Source organism: Rosettibacter sp. KY25, assembly GCF_057554405.1.
In genome coordinates this window covers 39,670-58,974 of sequence record NZ_BAAJAO010000005.1, presented here as the reverse complement: position 1 = coordinate 58,974, position 19,305 = coordinate 39,670, and the positions used below count along the sequence as shown (strand labels likewise).

Sequence of the window (19,305 nt, the reverse complement as noted above, 5' to 3'; positions counted from 1 at the left end):
TCAGGAATAAGGATTTGTATTTAATCTTATACACTAATGATTATTATTTCAGAATTATTATATAGTTAAAAATTTATCCTCAAAAAACATTTTCCCTTTATTAATTACTGCTATAGATTTTCCAGTAAGGAGCCGTTTATCAAACGGTGAGTTTTTTGACTTTGATTTAAAATTTGAGATGTCAACTGTCCAGATTAAATCTTTATCAAAAATTGTAAGATTTGCTCTTTCTCCTTCTTTTATTAATGGAATTGGTATATTTAAAATTTTTCTTGGATTAATAGAAAACTTTTCCACTAATTGTGATAAAGTAAGATGTTTTTTATGAACAAGTTCGCTTAATGCCAAGCCTAATTGTGTTTCCAATCCAACAATGCCATTTGGTGCATAAATAAATTCCATCTCTTTTTCTTCAATTGAATGTGGTGCATGGTCGCTTGCAATGGTATCAATCGTTCCATCTTTTAATCCTTCAATTATTGCATTAACATCTTCAATTGTTCGAAGGGGAGGACTCATTTTAAAATTTGTGTCGTATGTTTTGAGAGATTCTTCTGTTAATGTAAAATGATGTGGCGTTGCTTCTGCTGTCACCTGAATATTTTTCTTTTTAGCTTGTCGAACAAATTCAACTGCATTTTTTGAACTAATATGTGCAATATGAATTTTTGCTCCTGTAAATTCAGCCATTAAAATATCTCTTATGACTATCAAATCTTCAGCTACAGATGGAATTCCAGGCAAGCCAAGAATTGTAGACATAGTTCCTTCATTCATTGATCCACATGCTAAAGATTCATCTTCGCAATGTTCTATGATTGGAACATTTAACATTCTTGCATATTCCATTGCATGTCTCAATATACCAGCAGATTTTACAGCATTTCCATCATCAGAAAATGCAACTGCACCGGCTTCAACAAGTTCGTACATCGGTGCCAATGCTTCTCCCTTCCTTTCAAGTGTGGCTGCTCCAATTGGGTAGACTTCAACAAGATGGTCTTTTGATTTTTCTTTTATATATCTTACAACTTCAGCAGAATCTATTGCAGGATTTGTATTTGGCATACAAGCAATTTCTGTAAATCCTCCTGATGCAGCGGCATTACATCCTGTTTCAATTGTTTCTTCATCTTCTCTCCCAGGTTCTCTCAAATGAACATGCATATCAAAAAATCCAGGCACACAATATTTATTTTCAAAGTCAAAAACTTGTGATGCTCTAAAATCTTCTTCTGTAAGATTTCCAATTTTTTTTATTACTCCATCTTCAATTAACAAATCATTTTTTTCATTAAGATTTTGATAAGGATTAAGAAGGATAACCTGCTTTAGTATAATTTTCATTTTTCACCTTTTTTAATTTACCATTGTTCCGAGTAAATATAGAACCGCCATTCGAATGGCAACTCCATTTGTAACCTGGTCCAAAATTATTTGATAAGGTCCATCTGCAACTTCGGATGAAAGTTCCACACCTCTATTTATTGGACCCGGATGAAGTATTACAATATTTTTATTATTCTTTTCAATTCTTTCTGAAGTAATTCCAAAATAATTATGGTATTCTCTTGTTGATGGAATTCTTCTTCCTGCATCTCTTTCAAGTTGAATTCTGAGAACATTCAGAACATCATTATTCGCAATAGCTTTATTGATATCATGCAATACTTTTACCCCAAGAGATTCAATGCCCATAGGAATCATAGTTGTTGGTCCACATACAGAAACATTAGCTCCCATTGTTTTTAAGCCAAAGATGTTCGACATTGCTACTCTGCTGTGTGCAATGTCTCCCACAATACAAACATTTAATCCTTTCAGAGTTCCAAATTTTTCTCTAATTGAATACATATCGAGCAATGCCTGTGTGGGATGTTCGTGCAAACCATCACCAGCATTAATGATATTTGCTTTTGTAATTCTTGTTAAGAATTGAGGCACACCTGCAGATTGATGCCTTACTACAATCATATCAACTTTCATTGCTTCAATATTTCTCACAGTATCTTTAAATGTTTCCCCCTTTTTTGTGCTGCTTGTTGATGTGGAGAAATTAATAGTATCAGCCGATAATCTTTTTTGAGCAAGCTCAAAAGAAATTCTTGTTCGAGTTGAATTTTCATAAAATAGATTTACAATTGTTTTGCCTTGAAGTGTTGGAACTTTTTTGATTGGTCTTTCGAGTACTTCTCGAAATGTTGTTGCAGTATCCAGAATTAATTGAATATCTTCTTTTGGAACTCCATACAAACCTAACAGATGTCTGCTTGATAGTGACATATTTTTCTCTCTTAATTTTTATTTGGAACATTTACTAAATAAATAGCATCTTCTCCATCAATTTCTTTGAGTCTAACACGAACTTCTTCATCAATTGAAGTTGGAATATTCTTTCCTACAAAGTCAGCTTTAATTGGCAGTTCACGATGACCTCTGTCAACCAGAACGCAAAGCTGAATAGTGTTTGGTCTTCCTAAATCCATCAAAGCATCCAGAGCTGCACGAACTGTTCTGCCTGTATATAATACATCATCAATAAGTATTACATCTTTTTCGTTAATATCAAAAGTAATATTTGTTACAGAAACTTCTGGTTGTTTTAATCTTGTTCTAAAATCGTCGCGGTAAAGTGTTACATCAAGAATTCCAAAATTTGGTTCATAATTTTCAATTTCTTTAATTTTTGATTTAATTCGATTTGCAATAAATTCTCCTCTTGTTCTCATTCCGATTAATACAATATTTCTTGAGCCTTTATTTCTTTCAAGAATTTCGTGAGTAAGACGGGTTATTGTTCTGTTCAGACCTTCTTCATCAACTATTTTTGCTTTAATATCCATAGTTCTCCTCTTGTCTATATAAAAAAAATCCTCGTTGACTTATCGTCCCCGAGGATTCTTTGATTAATAATTTTATGATTAGCATTCCTTTTTATCTCTCTGGATAAAATTAAAGGATAATTTTTAACACAAACTTATAAGAATGCCTCTTTAAAGTAAAGAGTCATTTCAATTTGAAAATTACTGAATCTTAAACTCTATTCTTCTATTCATTGCTCTGCCTTCAGCAGTTTTATTATCAGCAATTGGATTTGCTTCTCCATATCCAACAGCTTTAAGTCTATTTGCACTAACACCTTTTGAAATCAAATAATTTTTTACAGCATCAGCTCTCTTTTGAGATAATTTTTTATTATACTCTTCAGAACCAATATTATCTGTATAACCTTGAATTTCGACATTCAAGCTTGGATTTTCAAGTAAAGTTTTTGCAGCATCAAAAAGGATTGGATAAGATTCTGGTGTAATTTTAGCACTATTGAATTCAAAATTAACACCAACGAGAACCCATTTTTCTGCTTTAGCTGCTTCAGCTTTTACGGGCTTTTCAACTACAACTTCTTTTACAACTTCTTTGGGTATATATCTTTTAACAATTTCTTCAATTCTTTCGTAATCGACTTTTGGTGCACCCTCTGCACTTAAACCCGAATAGAGTTGACAGAGTTTGGAAGGTTCACCTTTAGAGAAGTAATAGAGAACACCAAGTTTAACAGTCATATAAGAATCTTTTCCATTTATTTCGCCAATACCTAAAGCACCGTCAAATTCAGAATTAGTAACAAGATGATAACTTGCTTCAGATATTAATTTCAAGCATGAAGTCAATTCCCATTCTAAACCAACACCACCATTAATTTGCGCAACTAAAGCATTATCATCCAAAGTAGGTGTAGCTTTATTTGTAAGCATACGATAATCAAGCCCACCTCCTAAAAACAAATATGGTGAAACAGATTCACAGGGAACTATATAATATAATGCATCAAGGTTTCCCATTAGCACATTTGTTTCAGAAGTAACAACTGGAGTTCCCCATTCACCTTCGAGATGAAGATATGAGCCTGTTAAACGAAGTCCAACATGTTCTGTAAAATTTCTTTGGAGTGATAAAAATCCACCGTAGTTCTTATCTGTTGCTGTGATGTTAACATTAACGAAACGGGGATATGTTAATCCAGCTCCAAGGGTCCAGCTATTTTTTGCAAGTTGAGCCTGTAGTGTAATTGTCATAAAAAGAATTGGTATAATCATTAAAATAATTTTTTTCATCTTACCCTCCTATTTATCATAAATGTTTTATTTTCATATCAGAATTAAAAACAATATTTTTGTAAGAAAATATTTTGACTAAAAAACTTTTGCATGAATAAAACGGGGTGTAGCGCAGCCCGGTTAGCGCGCTTCGTTCGGGACGAAGAGGTCGAGAGTTCAAATCTCTCCACCCCGACAAATATTTAATTAATTCAAAACCAATAGAAAATTGCATAATAATTCTTTCCTGCTTTATCTTTAATTTATCTCATACATGACCAATTGAAATTCTTTTATTCATTGATTCTAAAATTTTTTATAAAGGGATTGAACAAATTTTATTACGAATAAAATTAAAAACTAATCTTAATGTTCAATCCCATTTTTTGATACAATGTTAACTAAATTATCTTAACCGCCAACACCTTGATCATGCTTTTTAACCCATGTCCAGTTGTCTCGAATCTTTTTATAAACTTTAAAATTAACTGTTACCTGCGCTGATTGGTCGCCCACAGTTATTGTTCCTGATATAGTAACTAAAAATCTTTGAACTACAGCAGACCAAACCCAAGTGCCTCTTTCATTTGGAGCGTTAGGATTATAATGGTCTAATTTTCCATCTCCATTTACATCTTTTTTATAATCAGCTGGCAAATCGGGCTGTGGTGTTGCAGTAAAAGAAATTGTAACAGGCTGTATTACTCCTTGATTATTTATTCTAAAATCATAAGCTGATGTTATATCAAGACTGCCAATAACATTTCTAATCCATGCATCACTTAAATCACCTGTCTTTTGAATTATATTAATAACAGGAGTATATGAATGTTGAATAGTTTGGTCTTTTGAGACAACTTGTTCGGAAGCATCTGGCTGATTATCACTAAATGCTGTTTGAGTAAATGTTCCATTTTCTGCAATGGACCATGTTGAAAAACCAGTAATTTGTGCTGAAGCTGATTTGCCATCTGCATCTACAATTGCTGTTCCTTTATTTTCCCATAGCAATGTGTTAGGATTAAGTCTGTATAATGTAAGCTGTTTTCCTGGAGTTGTTGTATATGGTAATGGAAATGATACTGTAACAGGTTGTAAAAATGTAAGTCCAGTTGGTTCAAAATTAGCAGCTGATGAAATCATTTTATTTAATGCAGCAGCAAAAGGTATAGTATTATTTGTTGATATTGAAGAAACAGTAATTGAAGTATTTTGCGATAATGCATTAGCTGGTATTTGCAATGTTACAGATTTGCCTGCTACAGACTCTGAAGAACTATTTGATATTTGACCACCACTGGCAGCAATTACATTTTGAGTTGTACCTGAAATTTTCATAAGATATGCCACAGGAACACTTGATGTATTATTAGCCTTATTAATCAAAGCTACAACATTTTTTGAGGTATATGAAGCAGCTGATACCCCAACAGTTAATTTAGCTCCAGGAACATTAGACAAATCATATTCATATTTGCCCGATGCATCTGTTGCAAGTGTTGTTAGAATATCCCCAGCTTCATTTTTAAGTAGAACGGTTGCACTCTGGATAGCAGCCAGACTAACTGCATCTTTAACATAACCTTTTAATACTAATGGTGCTGGTGGGGTTACTTCCGTTGGTGGAGGTGGTACAATTGGTGCTGTTTTGGTACTTTCACAGCTGATAAATATTGTACCTAAAAGAATAAAACTGATTATAACAAGATAACTTGTTAATCGTTTGTTTTTTGTTAACATACAGTACTCCTTTTATGTTATGAATAATTAATTGTTAATTCTTTTTAATAAAAAATTAGGATTATATTTTTTTAATGTTCTGTAGAATGAATTTCCTGTATTATACATTACGCCTATCATAGCAGGAATTTCACCTTTTACTCTGTACTCCCATCTAAAAGATTCTGCAGTACGCAATCTAATAGCTGAGGGGATACTATATGAAGAAGGAAACAATGGAATACTGAAATTAAAACCACCATTTGAATGTTTACTATCTGAACGCACTACAAAAAATCCTATTTCTATTTCACCAAATTGTCTGCTTACATCAAATCTCACACTTTTATCGCCATATAAAAACTTGCCTGCGGTCAAAGCCAATGTTAAATCATATTTATTAATTCTGTATTCAATATTCATGTTGATAGTCCATAAATATAAATCCGAATAAAAAATTTTTTTGTTCATGAAAGACAGGTAACCAGTGTAACCTGAGTTTATACCAGCTGTTAAATTTCCATCATAAAAAATTTTTTTGATAGATAAGTCAAATCCATATCTGTTTTCTGTGAAATAACCAAGAGAAGATGATAGAAAAAAATTCTCTGGTAATCTAAAATTTTGATTTAATGAAATTATTCCAGGTCGAACGTAATCACCTTCTCCGGGAAATTCATTATAAATCGGGACTAATATTTGTGTAACTATGTTCATGCCCTTCCAGAATGTTGTATTAATTTCAGGAATAAAATTTACTTGAGCTCTAACTGGATTAGAGTAATCACCAAACTGTCCCTTGAAACCTGGATTAAATATTAAATCAATTTTAAAGTCAGATTCGTTTTCTAATAAAAATTTTTCTTCTTGCAATTCTTTTTTAATATAGTAAGATGCAGTTACTCCTTCTTCAAATGTTTTTTTGTCAATAATCCCTTCTTTGTATCTCCGATAATCTTCATTACTATACTGTAAGGAAATAAGAGGCACTTTATTCTGCATAACAATTAACTCAATCATTTTAATCTCATTAAATTCTGATAACAAATTCATTACATTTCTTAATGCTTCAACATTGTATCTGTAAGTGCGATTTTCAAGCAAGATTAAAAGTTTTGAGGAATCTATTCTTACATATAAATTCTCAAAACCTTTTTGAGATAACAAAGCAGTAATTTTACCTTCAGGATTAAATTTACCTAAAGCAAATGAGTACAAAAGAAGTAAAAAAATTATTGCCCTTATGAGTAATTGCTTCATATATATAATCTATTGCAATTACTTGCAATCATTATTTTTTTAATAAGGGAACCAGAAATCTACAGAGACCCTCTTACACGTGTGAAATATAAGTTATTAATTATTTAATATCAAAGATTTTTTTTCTAAAATAAAAAATTTTTGTCTTATTTTATTTGAGCTTAGTTTTTCAATTAACTACAAATTAATCAGGAGTATTTCAATGCCATCGAATCACTCTTTCGACATAGTTTCAGAAATTAACTTTCAAGAAGTTGATAATGCTATTAATCAAGCCTTAAAAGAAATACAGCAGCGTTACGATTTAAAAGATTCTAAAACAGAATTAATTCTTAACAAAAAAGAAAAAATCATAACTCTTAACACAAAAGATGATTACTCAAGGAAACAAACAATTGATATTCTTCAATCAAAATTTATAAAAAGAGGATTATCAATCAAAGCAATGAAATTAAATGAACCAGAACCTGCAGCAGGAGGAAGAATTAAACAAATAATAACTTTGCAGCATGGTATTTCAAAAGACAATGCTAAACTTATAACAAAGATGATTAAAGATAGCAAGATAAAAGTGAATGCTCAAATTCAGGATGAACAAATTAGAGTTACTTCACCAAAAATTGATGACCTTCAAGCTGTAATAAAATTAATTAAAGATGCTGATTTGGATTTTCCTGTTCAGTTTACAAATTATAAATAAATTAAAAAAAATTTACTGCACATAAAAAAAGAGCCTTCAGAAATTCTGAAGGCTCTTGTTGTTAAGCTTCACATATTAAAAACTATATCTCAATCCAATCTGCATTCTCCAACGAGATGCCATATCACTAATTTGAGCAGCTTTGTTGTTGTTTGGCTTGGAGAATGTAAAGACTGGTCTTGTATTTAATGCAGCGTTTGAATTAACATTTCCATTTGCATCAACTCTTCCCTGATAAGTAACAATTCGATAAGTTGAACTTCCAACTGATTCAACTTTGCCCCAATCGCTGTTGATTAAATTAAGAACATTAAGAATATCAACTGACAACTGGAATCTTCCCAGACCCCATAAATCAGGAATATCTTGAGTTACTCTTAAATCTAAATATTGCTGCCATGGTTCTTTTGCACCATTTCTTTCTGCAATTTTACCGCGATTTGCATTTAAGTAGTCATCATTTTTAATGAATGCTTCTAAATCTTCATACATCTTACTGCTTGCTGGCACATATTGTTTATTGGAAATAGTACCGAGTAAAATTTCGGATTTGTTTCTTGGAATATAGAACAAATCATTCTGGTCAAATCCATCATTATTCAAATCGCCGTAAACAATGTATGAATAAGGAGAACCGCTTTGACCATTATAGAATAATGAAATTGTTGTTGGAGCATTTTTGAAAAATTCTTCTGTATAAGAAACAGAAGCAAATACACGATGTTCAATTTCCCATTGAGATGTAGTTAACTTTGGACTGTTCGGGTCAATATCAATTGGATTATATCTCATTTGTGATTGAGCTTGAGATGAATTCAAGCTGTTTTTATCTTTTGCCTGTCCATATGTATAACCAGCATTAACTGAAAAACCTCGTGCAACATTTCTTTGAATCTGGAATACTAAGTTATATTGATAACCAGAACTTGTGTTGTATAATTCGAGAACATCAAAGAAATTTCCACCGCCAGAATTTGTTCCACCATAAATTGGACGACCATCAAGACCAGTTCCAATAATTGAAATGTTTGCTATAGGTGGATTCAAATTAACTTTTCTATAAAGCATTTCATTAAGGTTCTTTGAATAGAGAACTTCAAATGTACCAATAAAGCCTAATGGTAATTGTTGGTCAACTCCAACATTAAATCTTAAGAGTTGAGGGAGTTTCAAATCTGGATCTACCAAATCGATTTCTGACTGTAATCTTGCAGAGCCTGTGCCTGGATCGCCTGCAATGTATTGATTATATGGGTCAGCTCTGAATTGCAAACCTGTTCCTTGATTTCTAACTTCTGCTGTAAATGTTCCAGCATTACCAAAATTATTTGACATCCATACATAAGGAATACGGCCAGTAAATACACCTAAACCACCACGAACCTGAGTAGTTCTGTCACCCGATGCATCCCAGTTAAATCCAATGCGAGGTGACCAGAGTAAATTTCCGCTTGGAACTCTGTTAGTTTTATAATCTGGGAAGTATTGTGGAACTAATGGATTTTCATCTGGAGTATCAGGGAATACTGGAACATCAATTCTTAAACCATAATTCAATTTTAATCTTGGTGATACTGTCCATTCATCCTGAACATAGAAGCCAAACTGAAGAACAGAAAATTCTGCTGCTGGAATTGCCTTAGGATCTCTTGGGTCTCCTTTTCTTGAATAAACTCTTTGATAGAATGATACTTTATCTGCAATGAAATCAGCTAAGCTGTTGTATTCATAATAACCAAATGCTGAACGAGCAAATAAGTTAGAGAACTTGAAAAATTCATTATGAGTACCAATTGTAAATGTGTGGTCGCCGGCAAAAATGTTGAAGTTGTCTGTTAATTCAAAAATGTCTTGATCTAATCTATTTGCAGATGAAAATCTATCCGGACCAGCATAAAAACTAAATGTGCCATTTAATTCTTTAATTAAAACTTCAGGTGCATCTGCTGAAATACCTTTTCTTTTATCACGTATCATTGTGTAACCAGCAATCAATTCATTCGACATCGTATTTCCAAAAGTGCTGTTCAAAATTAATACAGTAGAATTGGTTGTATTGCTCATTTTGTATGGCTGTGTATCAAACAACAAAGTATTTACTTGACGGAAATTATAAAATTTATCTGCTGATGCATCAACAAAATTATGTCTTAATGTCAATTTATGATTTGATGCAAGGTTATAGTCAAATCTTAAGAATAATTTTGTACTTGGTTGATGAAGTGTAACATCATTATAGGTTCCAGCATTAAAACCTTTTGAAGCAAGAGCTGCTTTAACTTGGTCGGCAAGGGCTTTTAATTCTGCTGGAGTTTTTCCACCATATCCACTTATTAATGAAATGTTTGGTGCAGGATTATCATAAGCAGTTAATTCACCATTGACGAAGAAGAATAATTTATCTCTTAAAATTGGTCCACCAACTCTAAAGCCATACTGATAATCTTTGAATTCATCTACTGCCTTAGAAGTTACTCCATTAACTTTGTATTTACCAACTAAATCTTGATTTCTTCCATAGAAATATACTGAACCGGAAAAATTATTAGTTCCACTTCTTGTAATTGCATTAATTCCACCACCGGTAAATCCGCTTTGGCGAACATCATAAGGAGCAATAACTACTTGAAATTCACTAATAGCATCCAAGCTTATTGGATTTGTAAATGTTTGTCCGCCTGGAGTTCCTGTGCTGCCCAGTCCAAATAAGTCATTATACTGAGTTCCATCAATTTGAATGTTGTTATAACGACTTGTTCTTCCAGCAGCACCTAAATCTGTACCTGAAAATAAAGGTGATAGTTTTGCAAAACTTTGAAAACTTCTGCTGACGGTTGGCATAGCTTCAATAGCACGAGGAGTAACTGTTTGAGCTGCACCAGTTCTTGCCTGGCTTAAAATAGCTCCTTTTTCTGCTGTTACTGTAACACCGCTTAGTTCAACTGCTTGTTCTGGCAGTTTAAAATCAATTCTTAAATTTTGACCTAATTCAAGTGAAAAACCTTCTTCTACTTGAGTAGTGTATCCAACATAAGAAACTGTTACTTTATATGGACCTCCTACTCTCAAGCCAAGTAGATTATATCTTCCATCTTCTCTTGAAGTAGTTCCATACTGAGTTCCTGATGGCTGGTGAACAGCTATGATATTAGCTCCTGGCAAAGGATTTCCGTTTTGGTCAACAACTTTACCATTTAGAGCTGCCGACGTAACGCCCTGTGCCCACAGAGACGTTCCCGTTATAAGCAAAAATAGAATTAGTAAAGAAATTAGTTGTTGAATTTTTTTCATATACACTCCTCATTTGTTTGTAGATTTTTTAATATAAGATATAGGTTATTTGTGCAGATAAAAATTTTTTTCATGCGGCTAAATATGATGGGATTTAATTTCATATACAAGTTTTAATTCAGAGTTAATAATTTTTTAATACTCTGACAATGACAAAATCCTAATTAAGATATTTTTCCTTACAGAAAATAGGAAAATACTTTTAATAGCAAAAGGATTTTATTTCTTTTTTTGAACTTTTAATTCTTCCTTATGCGTTGAATTTTAACTTAACTATATTTGTAATATCAAAATAATGGCAATAATATGAAAAAATTAATTTATAAGTTTTTTCTAATTTTAATTTTATTCCAAATTTCCATTTTTGCTCAGAAACCATATGTCATTTTAATATCATTCGATGGCTTCCGATGGGATTATTTGAATCGTGGCATTACTCCAAATCTCGAAAATATCCGAAATGAAGGAGTTTCAGCTATTTCTTTAAGACCAGCATTCCCTTCCAAAACTTTTCCAAATCACATTTCCTTAATTACTGGTATGTATCCAGAAAATCACGGAATCATCAGCAATAGTTTCATCAACCCATTCAATAATAAAAGATATAGAATGGGAGATACCAATGCTGTTAGAGATGGACAATGGTATATTGGAGAAGCTTTTTGGGAAACAGCTGAAAGAAATGGTATTAAAACCGCAAGCTATTTTTGGCCCGGCTCTGAAATTAGAATTCCTTACAGACATCCTTCTTATTACGAACATTATGACCATTATCGTTCTTATCAGAAAAAAATTAAAGGAATAATAGACTGGCTTAAAATGCCTGCAGATGAAAGACCACATTTCATGACTCTATATTTTCATGAAACTGATACTTATGCTCACGACTACGGAACAAATTCAACTGAGTTAAATAATGCAATTAAACATCTTGATACTGTAACAGGTTATCTACTGAATGAACTAAAAAATATTAATATGCTCGACAGCATTAATATTATTATTGTTTCTGACCATGGTATGACTGACATTTCCAAAGAGAAATCCATTAACATTGAAAAACTTTTAGAAAATTATAATTGCAGATTTGAAGATGACGGTCCGGTTATGATGATTGAACCACCTAAGCAATACTTCAACGATGTTTATGATATTCTCAAAAAAAATGAGAATCATTACAAAGTATATTTGAAAGAAGAAATGCCTGAATATTATCATTACAACAAACATCCTTTTATATTTTCAATAATTGTTATTGCAGATTTAGGCTGGTCATTAATTCGTAATTCAAAATCTGATTGGTTAAACACAACTAAAGCCAATCACGGTTATGACAATAATCAGATTGATATGCATGGAATTTTTCTTGCTATCGGTCCGCAATTCAAAAAAAATTATAGAACAGGTACTTTATGGAATATTGATTTATATCCATTACTCTGTAAAATATTCAACATTCAGCCACGTTCAAATATTGATGGAAAACTTGAAAGAATTGAATTCATTTTAAAAGAAAATAAGTAAAAACATGAATGAAGAACTTCTCAAAATAAATTATGAAAAACATAAACTTGCCAATGGTTTGGAAGTAATTTTATATCAGGATAAAAGTCTGCCTATTGTTGCAGTTAATATCTGGTATCGTGTTGGTTCTGCAAATGAATCTAAAGGAAAAACCGGCTTTGCTCATTTGTTTGAGCACATGATGTTTCAAGGTTCTCAAAATATTCCTAAAGGTGAACACTTCAGATTAATTCAAGAAGCTGGAGGTTCACTTAATGGTTCTACTTCTTTTGATAGAACAAATTATTATGAAACTCTCCCATCGAACTATCTTGAATTAGCATTATGGTTAGAGTCAGATAGAATGGGATTTTTACTGCCGGCATTAACAGAAGAAAAATTAAATAATCAAAAAGATGTTGTTATGAATGAAAGAAGGCAGAGATATGAAAATCAACCTTATGGACTTGCATGGGAAATTCTTCTTTCGAACTTGTTTTCATCAAACCATCCTTATTCATGGCCTACAATCGGCTGGATGGAAGACATAAAAAATTTTCAACTTGATGATGTGATAAATTTTTTCAAAACTTATTACAATCCAAACAATGCAACACTTGTAATAGGCGGAAATTTTGATTTTGATAATGCAATTAAATTAGTAGAAAAATATTTTGGAGAAATTCCATCAAGCAATTCAATTCCTTCTGTAAATGCTCCAGATGAAAAATTAGATGATTCAAAAAAAGTTATTCATGAAGATAATGTTCAGCTGCCAAGAATCTATTTTGCATGGCACTCAGATAAAATTTTTGGATATTATGATGCTTCGCTTGATATACTTTCAGATATTTTAACTTCAGCAAAAAATTCAAGGCTAACAAAGTCTCTTGTATATGATAAGCAAATTGCACAGGATGTCAGCTCGTTTCAGTACTCAGGCAAATATGCTGGCATGTTCTTAATAATTTCCACTGCTAAACCCGAAATATCACTTGATGAAATCAAAAAAGAAATTTTTGAGCAAATTGATTTGCTTATTAAAAATGGAATATCAGATGAAGAATTAATAAGGTCGAAGAACAGCATAAAATCTCATTATATCTATTCACTTCAAAAGCTGGATGTTATTGTTGACCATATCAATCATTATAATTTTTATTTGAATGAACCAGATTCTTTCATGTTCGATTTAAATCGTTATGAAAAAGTAACAAAGGAAGATGTTATTGATGCAGCAAAAAAATTTTTACAAAACCCTTATGTTGAATTACACATAATTCCAAAAAAAGAGTTAATAAAATGATAGATAGAACAAAAGTACCTTTACCTTCAGAAAACATTTCATTTGAAATACCTAAGATTAATTATTTTACTTCATCAAAAGGACACGAAATATTTTATACCCGCAAAGAAAAGCTTCCAATTGTAAGTTTTAGTATTGTTCTTTTCAGCGGAAGTAAATTTGATAACGAAAATCAAAAAGGTCTTGCTCTTCTTACATCTTTTATGATTGATGAAGGAGCTGGGAAATATGATGCATTTCAATTAAGCAATGAATTTGAAAAACTTGGAACCATTTTCAGTATTACTGTCAATCACGATACATTTTCATTTTCTATTTTATCACTAAAAGAAAATTTTGAGCGTTCACTCGAGCTTCTTTCAATAATTTTAGATGAGCCGCATTATGAAGAAAAAGATTTTCAACGAGAAAAGAAAAAACTTTTAGACAAAATAAAACAACTTAAAGATGAACCTTCATACATTGCATCTACTGCATTTGATAAACAAATATTTCAAGATTGTTATTACTCTTATCCTTCAATTGGCTATGAACAGACAGTTAACAACATTACACTTGATGATGTAAAAGATTTCTATGTTAAATACATTAAAAACTCTAAAAAGAAATTTATTGCAGCTGGCTGTTTATCGCAGAACGAAATATCAAATCTGATTGATAAATATTTTACATCAAATAAAATTCTTATTCCAGAAGCAGAATTAAAACTTCCCGAAAAATCCGTTACAAAATATTTTATAATTCATAAAGAAAATTCTGCACAGGGAGAAATCAGAATTGGTCATCTTGATGGATTGAGAAAGTCGCCAGATTATTTTGCAAATAAATTAATGAATTCAATTCTTGGCGGAGAATTTTTCAGCAGAATTAATCTCAATCTAAGAGAAAGAAAAGGGTTTACCTACGGAGCTCATTCATCATTTAATTATTATCAAAATGCCGGATATTTTGAAATTTCTACAGCAGTTAACATAGAAAATGTAGGGGAATCAATTTCAGAAATTTTATTTGAACTAAACAACATAAAACAAAATATTACAAAAGAAGAAATTAATCTTGCAAAATCATTTTTAATAAAACATTTCCCTTCAAATTTTGAATCTTATACACAGCTTGCACAAAGCATTGCTTTGCTATTAATTCATAATCTACCCTTAAATTACTACAATGAATATATACACAATATTGAATCCGTGACAGAGGAAGAAATTATCAATGCAGCAAGAAAGAATATTCACCTTGATGAATTAACTATTCTTGTTGTTGGTGATAAAAATAAAATTTTGCCACAGCTAAAAAAGATAACAAACGAATTAATTGAACTTGATATTTATGGAAATTTAATCGAGAAGCAGAATTTATAATTTCTATTTCAAATTATTTTTAACAAGATAAGTTGCTGAAAGCGGAATAATTTTATTCCCTTTCTTCCTCATTCTGTCAAATTCATTTTTTATCTTAAGAAAATTTTCATAAGTCAAGAAGAATATTTTTTGATTTGGCAATCCAGATTGATTTGGTAATTTATTTTTATCACTCTCACTTTTATCTTCAGCATAAAATCTGAATTTTGATATAAGTTCATTTTCATCTTCAGAGTTCAGATGAATGAACTCTGAGAGATTAAGCAAATTAATTTTTCTTTTTTTGAATTCATCTTTAATAAAATTAAATGTGGTAGAATTATATAATTCCGAAGTTTCATCAACAACAAAAAGCTGAGCATTGCTAAAAGAGACCACAATATTTTTAACAGAATTTTTCAAAATGTATTTATGTGATTTTGGATTCAGCTTGAAGGGCATATCAACAACATCATCGTTTAATAAAACAATAAATTCTTTTGAATAATTTTTAAGCTCGTTTGCTTTCAGAATTATATCTTCATCGGGAATAACTACTGTAGAAAATGGATAAGGAATTGACAGGAAAGAATTAAAATCTTTTTCGCTCAAATCAAATGCATCTGAGATAATAAAACAAAGTTCATTTCTCTTTCTTACTACTTGTTTATCGGGAATTAATTGAATTAATTGTTTGAGATATTCATTTGAATAGATTCTTATTTCCGTTGTGCCAAAAAATTTTTTTTCTTCGGATACAAAACTTGTAATATCATTTTCAATTTTTTTATGAAAATCCCGGATAATCAGAGGAATTGGTAAATCTGCAGGAAGCTTTACAACAATTTTTTTTTCAATAGAGTCTTCATCAGGAATTTTAATTTTTTCAGAAGATATCCATTCTGATTCGATTCCAAAATCATTTAATACATTATAAAAAATTGAATCGAGCTGACGACAGGAAAATTCATGTTCTGTATTTAAATCTTTTTTTCTTTTTGTAAAAAAATCTAAAGCCACATTTATAATTAAAAGCAGAATAGCCGAAGCAATTAAATATTTAGTAATTTTCTTTTTGAACTGCATAGATTAATGTTAAATTTAATTTGAATTCAGAAAAAGAAAAGTCATTTACGATTCTATATTTTAACAAAGATTGGAATGTTCGCTTTTATTACAAACGATATGTGTTGATTACCTGGCAAATAATTATAATAAGTAATAACATCAAGAATAAACATTGAGAAACCTGCTCCTATCTGAAATCCAAATCTGCCAAAATCCTCAAGAAAATTTTGTTTGTTCCTATCAAGTTTGAACTGATGTAAGTTTTCAAAGTATCCATATTCAACTCCTGCATCAACAATTGGCATAAGTAAAACTACATTTTCCAGAACAGGATGAAAATAATATCTTACACCTGAAGAAATTAAAATTACATTGCTCGAAAATGAAGAATAATCTGATTTTTTATAAAGGTCCTGTCTTCCAGGGAAATGTCCATAGCCAATTGTTGTATACAAAAAAATTGGGATAAAAAGATTATCAGTGTAAGAGAAAGTAACATCAAAGCCAACACCTATATTGCTGTTGTTATTTAGAGTTCCAATAGGAAATTTTGGTCCAACTCCCACAGCCATAAATAAACCTTTTGCTTCGCCAAACTTTATTATTTGTGCATTTGATATTGAACCAATCAATAAAACTATTAAGACTATTTTTTTTGTCATAAATTTTTATTTGCCAAACAATTTTGTACCTATTCCATATTTGAAAACAAGTTCACCGCCAAAATGGGCAGTCAACAAAATAAAAATTGCACCAATAAAACTAAGTAAAACCAATATTAATTGATATTTCCTGAAAAATTTTTTCTTAATTAATAAATATGTTCTTATAAAAAATAGAAGTGTGAAATACCATACTGTAATCGTTGCATAATCTTGATGTCTTTCAATCAGATTATTTAATTCATTTTTAGTTATATTGTTAATTACAGCTTGATAAGCTTGATTTCCTGTGAACACTGATAAAATTGCACTCAATATTCCAAATATCAATAATATGTAAGAACTTTTAGTTAAATATTCTTTTTTAAGCATAAAACCAGCTAATTCGAAAATGAAATAAATAACAAAAAGTGTTATTGAAAAATGAACAATTTTAGGATGAAGATTTGAAAGAAATTCCATTAGTTTTTCTTTTTGTTTGCTGATTTATTTATAAGTTCAGTTAATTTTTGGATTACCTAATGTAATGTTTAATTATATTGAAACCGCTAAGAGCGCAGAGAAAGTCGCAAAGTTATAGTGACAAAAAATTTATGTATCTCAAAGTTATCAAGATGCACATTTTTTATTTGCTTCTTCAATTCTTCGCAACTACTCAAGAAATTTTTTTTGATTAATCAATTATACCATTTTTAACAAATTATCTTCTAAATAACATTTACTCATATTTCTTAATTAACCACAAAGTACACTGCCTCCGTTGACATTAAGTATTTCACCATTAATATGTCTTGCCAAATCCGAAGCAAGGAAAAGAACTGGACCTGCAATATCTTCTGCTGTTGCAATTCTTCCCACAGGAATTTCTTTGCGTACTTTTTCCTTGAATTCTAAATCTGCAAAAACTTCGCTGCACATTTCTGTATCTACCCATCCAGGTGCAACGGAATTAACAGTGATATTAAAAGGTGCTAATTCAACAGCAAGAGATTTTGTAAAAGAAATTATACCCCCTTTTGATGCTGCATAATGAGAGTGAAAAGCTTCGCCGCGCTGTCCAGCAGTTGATGATATAAAAATCATTCTGCCAAAATTATTTTCTTTCATGTACGGCAAGCAGGCTTTAGCAAATAAAAATGTAGAAGTTAAATTAATTCTCATTAATTCATTCCAGCCGTCGAGTGTCAATTTTTCAAGAGTTCCATCGTTCCATATTCCAGCATTATGAACAAGTATATCTATTTTTCCAAAATCTTTAGCTACTGCATCAACCATATCAAAAATTTCTTTTTCTGATTCCATATCAACATGATAAGCTTTTACCATATCAGGAAATTCTTTTTCAAGAAGTTCGGCTCTTTGTTTTGAGTTCTTGTAAGTAAACGCTACTCTGGAATTAGCTTTTACAAAATATCTTACACAGGCTTCACCAATTCCACGAGAACCGCCTGTTATTATTGTTACTTTATTTTTTAAGTCTATCATTAGTACCTCACTTTATATAAAAATAAACCTTTTGCGGGAACGGATTCTCTTGCAATTTTTCTGTCTTTTTTAGAAAGAACATCAATTAGATAATTTTTACTCATATTTTTTTCAGCAGCATAAAGAAGTGTTCCAATTATAGTTCTAACCATTCCATGAAGAAATCGATTAGCCGAAATATAAAATAATGTTATATCCTTAAGTCGCCGCCAACGAATTTCATAAACAATACAAATTTTATTTTTTATTTCATTATTCACTTTTGAGAACGAAGTAAAATCGTGTTCACCTAAAAATACTTTACTGATTTCATTCAAAATGTCAATATCAATTTTCATAATTGGTGGATATAAATAAGAATATTTATCATAAAAAGGAGATTTAATATGTGTAAAAATATAGATATAACTTCTGCTTTTAGCATCATATCGGGCATGAAATGATTCGTCTACTTTTTCAATTTTTGTAATTGAAATATCATCAGGCAATAAAGAATTCAAGGAGTAATGAAATTTATTTAAGTCAATTTCTTTATCAGTTCTGAAATTTGCAGTTTGGTCCAAAGCATGAACACCAGTGTCGGTTCTACCTGAACCAATTAAATTAACTCTTTCCTTAATAATAATTTCAATTGCATCAATAATTTTTTGCTGAACAGTTACCGCATTTTTCTGAATTTGCCAGCCTGCATAATTAGTTCCATCATATTGAATATGGAGAAGAAAATTATTCATAATACCAACTAATTTTATATCAAAAGTTACAGAAAAATTTATTTATCATTTTCTTAAAATTTATTTTTAAAAAATAAAGCCAAATGAAATTTTCTGTTGTTTTTTAAAAATCAAAAAATTAGATTGTTTTTGGCATA

At 30.8% G+C, this 19,305-nt stretch carries 16 protein-coding genes and 1 tRNA gene; 5 read left to right on the top strand and 12 right to left on the bottom strand.

From position 1 onward, the window contains the following. Positions 1 to 57 precede the first annotated feature (57 nt). From AC27L2_RS04660 to AC27L2_RS04645, 4 genes are all read right to left on the bottom strand, one after another. Positions 58 to 1,347 (bottom strand): dihydroorotase, encoded by a 1,290-nt coding sequence (locus AC27L2_RS04660; protein ID WP_487210526.1) that lies wholly within the window; start codon positions 1,345 to 1,347, stop codon positions 58 to 60. A gap of 12 nt (positions 1,348 to 1,359) precedes the next feature. Beyond that, complete coding sequence (locus tag AC27L2_RS04655; protein ID WP_487210525.1) at positions 1,360 to 2,283, bottom strand: aspartate carbamoyltransferase catalytic subunit; 924 nt, start codon at positions 2,281 to 2,283, stop codon at positions 1,360 to 1,362. An 11-nt stretch (positions 2,284 to 2,294) separates the two neighbouring features. Then, positions 2,295 to 2,843 carry a bifunctional pyr operon transcriptional regulator/uracil phosphoribosyltransferase PyrR gene (gene pyrR / locus AC27L2_RS04650; protein WP_487210524.1) on the bottom strand — a complete coding sequence of 183 codons (549 nt, stop codon included), beginning with the start codon at positions 2,841 to 2,843 and terminating at the stop codon, positions 2,295 to 2,297. A 180-nt stretch (positions 2,844 to 3,023) separates the two neighbouring features. Further along, positions 3,024 to 4,115: an OmpA family protein gene (locus AC27L2_RS04645; RefSeq protein ID WP_487210522.1), complete on the bottom strand. Its 1,092-nt coding sequence runs from the start codon at positions 4,113 to 4,115 to the stop codon at positions 3,024 to 3,026. Positions 4,116 to 4,218: 103 nt separating this feature from the next. On the opposite strand from AC27L2_RS04645, the gene AC27L2_RS04640 reads away from it, so the two are divergent. Next, positions 4,219 to 4,293: transfer RNA gene (locus tag AC27L2_RS04640), tRNA-Pro, on the top strand. A gap of 215 nt (positions 4,294 to 4,508) precedes the next feature. On the opposite strand, the gene AC27L2_RS04635 is transcribed toward AC27L2_RS04640, so the two are convergent. Further along, entirely contained in the window at positions 4,509 to 5,837 is a 1,329-nt protein-coding gene (locus AC27L2_RS04635) for a carboxypeptidase-like regulatory domain-containing protein (RefSeq protein WP_487210521.1), read from the bottom strand. Positions 5,838 to 5,864: 27 nt separating this feature from the next. Continuing rightward, positions 5,865 to 7,076: a YjbH domain-containing protein gene (locus AC27L2_RS04630; protein ID WP_487210520.1), complete on the bottom strand. Its 1,212-nt coding sequence runs from the start codon at positions 7,074 to 7,076 to the stop codon at positions 5,865 to 5,867. 202 nt (positions 7,077 to 7,278) lie between these two features. On the opposite strand from AC27L2_RS04630, the gene AC27L2_RS04625 reads away from it, so the two are divergent. Further along, a complete protein-coding gene (locus AC27L2_RS04625; RefSeq protein ID WP_487210519.1) occupies positions 7,279 to 7,776 on the top strand; it encodes a YajQ family cyclic di-GMP-binding protein in 498 nt (165 codons plus the stop codon). Positions 7,777 to 7,851: 75 nt separating this feature from the next. Here AC27L2_RS04625 and AC27L2_RS04620 read toward each other — a convergent pair whose 3' ends face one another. Then, positions 7,852 to 11,067, bottom strand: a complete 3,216-nt coding sequence (locus AC27L2_RS04620; protein ID WP_487210518.1) for a TonB-dependent receptor — start codon at positions 11,065 to 11,067, stop codon at positions 7,852 to 7,854. A 306-nt stretch (positions 11,068 to 11,373) separates the two neighbouring features. Between AC27L2_RS04620 and AC27L2_RS04615 the strand changes: the two genes are divergently transcribed. From AC27L2_RS04615 to AC27L2_RS04605, 3 genes are read left to right on the top strand one after another with little or no spacing between them, the layout of a single operon-like run. Continuing rightward, on the top strand, positions 11,374 to 12,591 hold the full coding sequence (locus AC27L2_RS04615; protein WP_487210517.1) for an alkaline phosphatase family protein: 1,218 nt from the start codon (positions 11,374 to 11,376) through the stop codon (positions 12,589 to 12,591). A gap of 4 nt (positions 12,592 to 12,595) precedes the next feature. Then, positions 12,596 to 13,876 carry a M16 family metallopeptidase gene (locus AC27L2_RS04610; RefSeq protein WP_487210516.1) on the top strand — a complete coding sequence of 427 codons (1,281 nt, stop codon included), beginning with the start codon at positions 12,596 to 12,598 and terminating at the stop codon, positions 13,874 to 13,876. Further along, positions 13,873 to 15,240 (top strand): M16 family metallopeptidase, encoded by a 1,368-nt coding sequence (locus tag AC27L2_RS04605; protein ID WP_487210515.1) that lies wholly within the window; start codon positions 13,873 to 13,875, stop codon positions 15,238 to 15,240. The genes AC27L2_RS04610 and AC27L2_RS04605 overlap by 4 nt, the downstream gene beginning before the upstream one ends. Positions 15,241 to 15,243: 3 nt before the next feature. Here the strand turns inward: AC27L2_RS04605 and AC27L2_RS04600 are convergent, their stop codons facing one another. The 5 genes from AC27L2_RS04600 to truA form a co-directional block, all read right to left on the bottom strand. Further along, entirely contained in the window at positions 15,244 to 16,305 is a 1,062-nt protein-coding gene (locus AC27L2_RS04600; RefSeq protein ID WP_487210514.1) for a hypothetical protein, read from the bottom strand. 53 nt (positions 16,306 to 16,358) lie between these two features. Further along, positions 16,359 to 16,949 (bottom strand): hypothetical protein, encoded by a 591-nt coding sequence (locus tag AC27L2_RS04595; RefSeq protein ID WP_487210513.1) that lies wholly within the window; start codon positions 16,947 to 16,949, stop codon positions 16,359 to 16,361. A gap of 6 nt (positions 16,950 to 16,955) precedes the next feature. Further along, complete coding sequence (locus AC27L2_RS04590; protein ID WP_487210512.1) at positions 16,956 to 17,411, bottom strand: DUF2231 domain-containing protein; 456 nt, start codon at positions 17,409 to 17,411, stop codon at positions 16,956 to 16,958. Positions 17,412 to 17,684: 273 nt separating this feature from the next. Beyond that, complete coding sequence (locus tag AC27L2_RS04585) at positions 17,685 to 18,434, bottom strand: SDR family NAD(P)-dependent oxidoreductase (protein ID WP_487210511.1); 750 nt, start codon at positions 18,432 to 18,434, stop codon at positions 17,685 to 17,687. Then, positions 18,434 to 19,168, bottom strand: coding sequence for a tRNA pseudouridine(38-40) synthase TruA (gene truA / locus AC27L2_RS04580; RefSeq protein WP_487210510.1), 735 nt, complete (start codon positions 19,166 to 19,168; stop codon positions 18,434 to 18,436). The genes AC27L2_RS04585 and truA overlap by 1 nt, the downstream gene beginning before the upstream one ends. Positions 19,169 to 19,305 lie beyond the last annotated feature (137 nt).

Excerpts from the sequence above, each read along its gene's own strand:
- AC27L2_RS04660 (WP_487210526.1), bottom strand. The coding sequence starts at position 1,347 with ATGAAAATTATACTAAAGCAGGTTATCCTTCTTAATCCTTATCAAAAT.
- AC27L2_RS04655 (WP_487210525.1), bottom strand. The coding sequence starts at position 2,283 with ATGTCACTATCAAGCAGACATCTGTTAGGTTTGTATGGAGTTCCAAAA.
- pyrR (WP_487210524.1), bottom strand. The coding sequence starts at position 2,843 with ATGGATATTAAAGCAAAAATAGTTGATGAAGAAGGTCTGAACAGAACA.
- AC27L2_RS04645 (WP_487210522.1), bottom strand. The coding sequence starts at position 4,115 with ATGAAAAAAATTATTTTAATGATTATACCAATTCTTTTTATGACAATT.
- AC27L2_RS04635 (WP_487210521.1), bottom strand. The coding sequence starts at position 5,837 with ATGTTAACAAAAAACAAACGATTAACAAGTTATCTTGTTATAATCAGT.
- AC27L2_RS04630 (WP_487210520.1), bottom strand. The coding sequence starts at position 7,076 with ATGAAGCAATTACTCATAAGGGCAATAATTTTTTTACTTCTTTTGTAC.
- AC27L2_RS04625 (WP_487210519.1), top strand. The coding sequence starts at position 7,279 with ATGCCATCGAATCACTCTTTCGACATAGTTTCAGAAATTAACTTTCAA.
- AC27L2_RS04620 (WP_487210518.1), bottom strand. The coding sequence starts at position 11,067 with ATGAAAAAAATTCAACAACTAATTTCTTTACTAATTCTATTTTTGCTT.
- AC27L2_RS04615 (WP_487210517.1), top strand. The coding sequence starts at position 11,374 with ATGAAAAAATTAATTTATAAGTTTTTTCTAATTTTAATTTTATTCCAA.
- AC27L2_RS04610 (WP_487210516.1), top strand. The coding sequence starts at position 12,596 with ATGAATGAAGAACTTCTCAAAATAAATTATGAAAAACATAAACTTGCC.
- AC27L2_RS04605 (WP_487210515.1), top strand. The coding sequence starts at position 13,873 with ATGATAGATAGAACAAAAGTACCTTTACCTTCAGAAAACATTTCATTT.
- AC27L2_RS04600 (WP_487210514.1), bottom strand. The coding sequence starts at position 16,305 with ATGCAGTTCAAAAAGAAAATTACTAAATATTTAATTGCTTCGGCTATT.
- AC27L2_RS04595 (WP_487210513.1), bottom strand. The coding sequence starts at position 16,949 with ATGACAAAAAAAATAGTCTTAATAGTTTTATTGATTGGTTCAATATCA.
- AC27L2_RS04590 (WP_487210512.1), bottom strand. The coding sequence starts at position 17,411 with ATGGAATTTCTTTCAAATCTTCATCCTAAAATTGTTCATTTTTCAATA.
- AC27L2_RS04585 (WP_487210511.1), bottom strand. The coding sequence starts at position 18,434 with ATGATAGACTTAAAAAATAAAGTAACAATAATAACAGGCGGTTCTCGT.
- truA (WP_487210510.1), bottom strand. The coding sequence starts at position 19,168 with ATGAATAATTTTCTTCTCCATATTCAATATGATGGAACTAATTATGCA.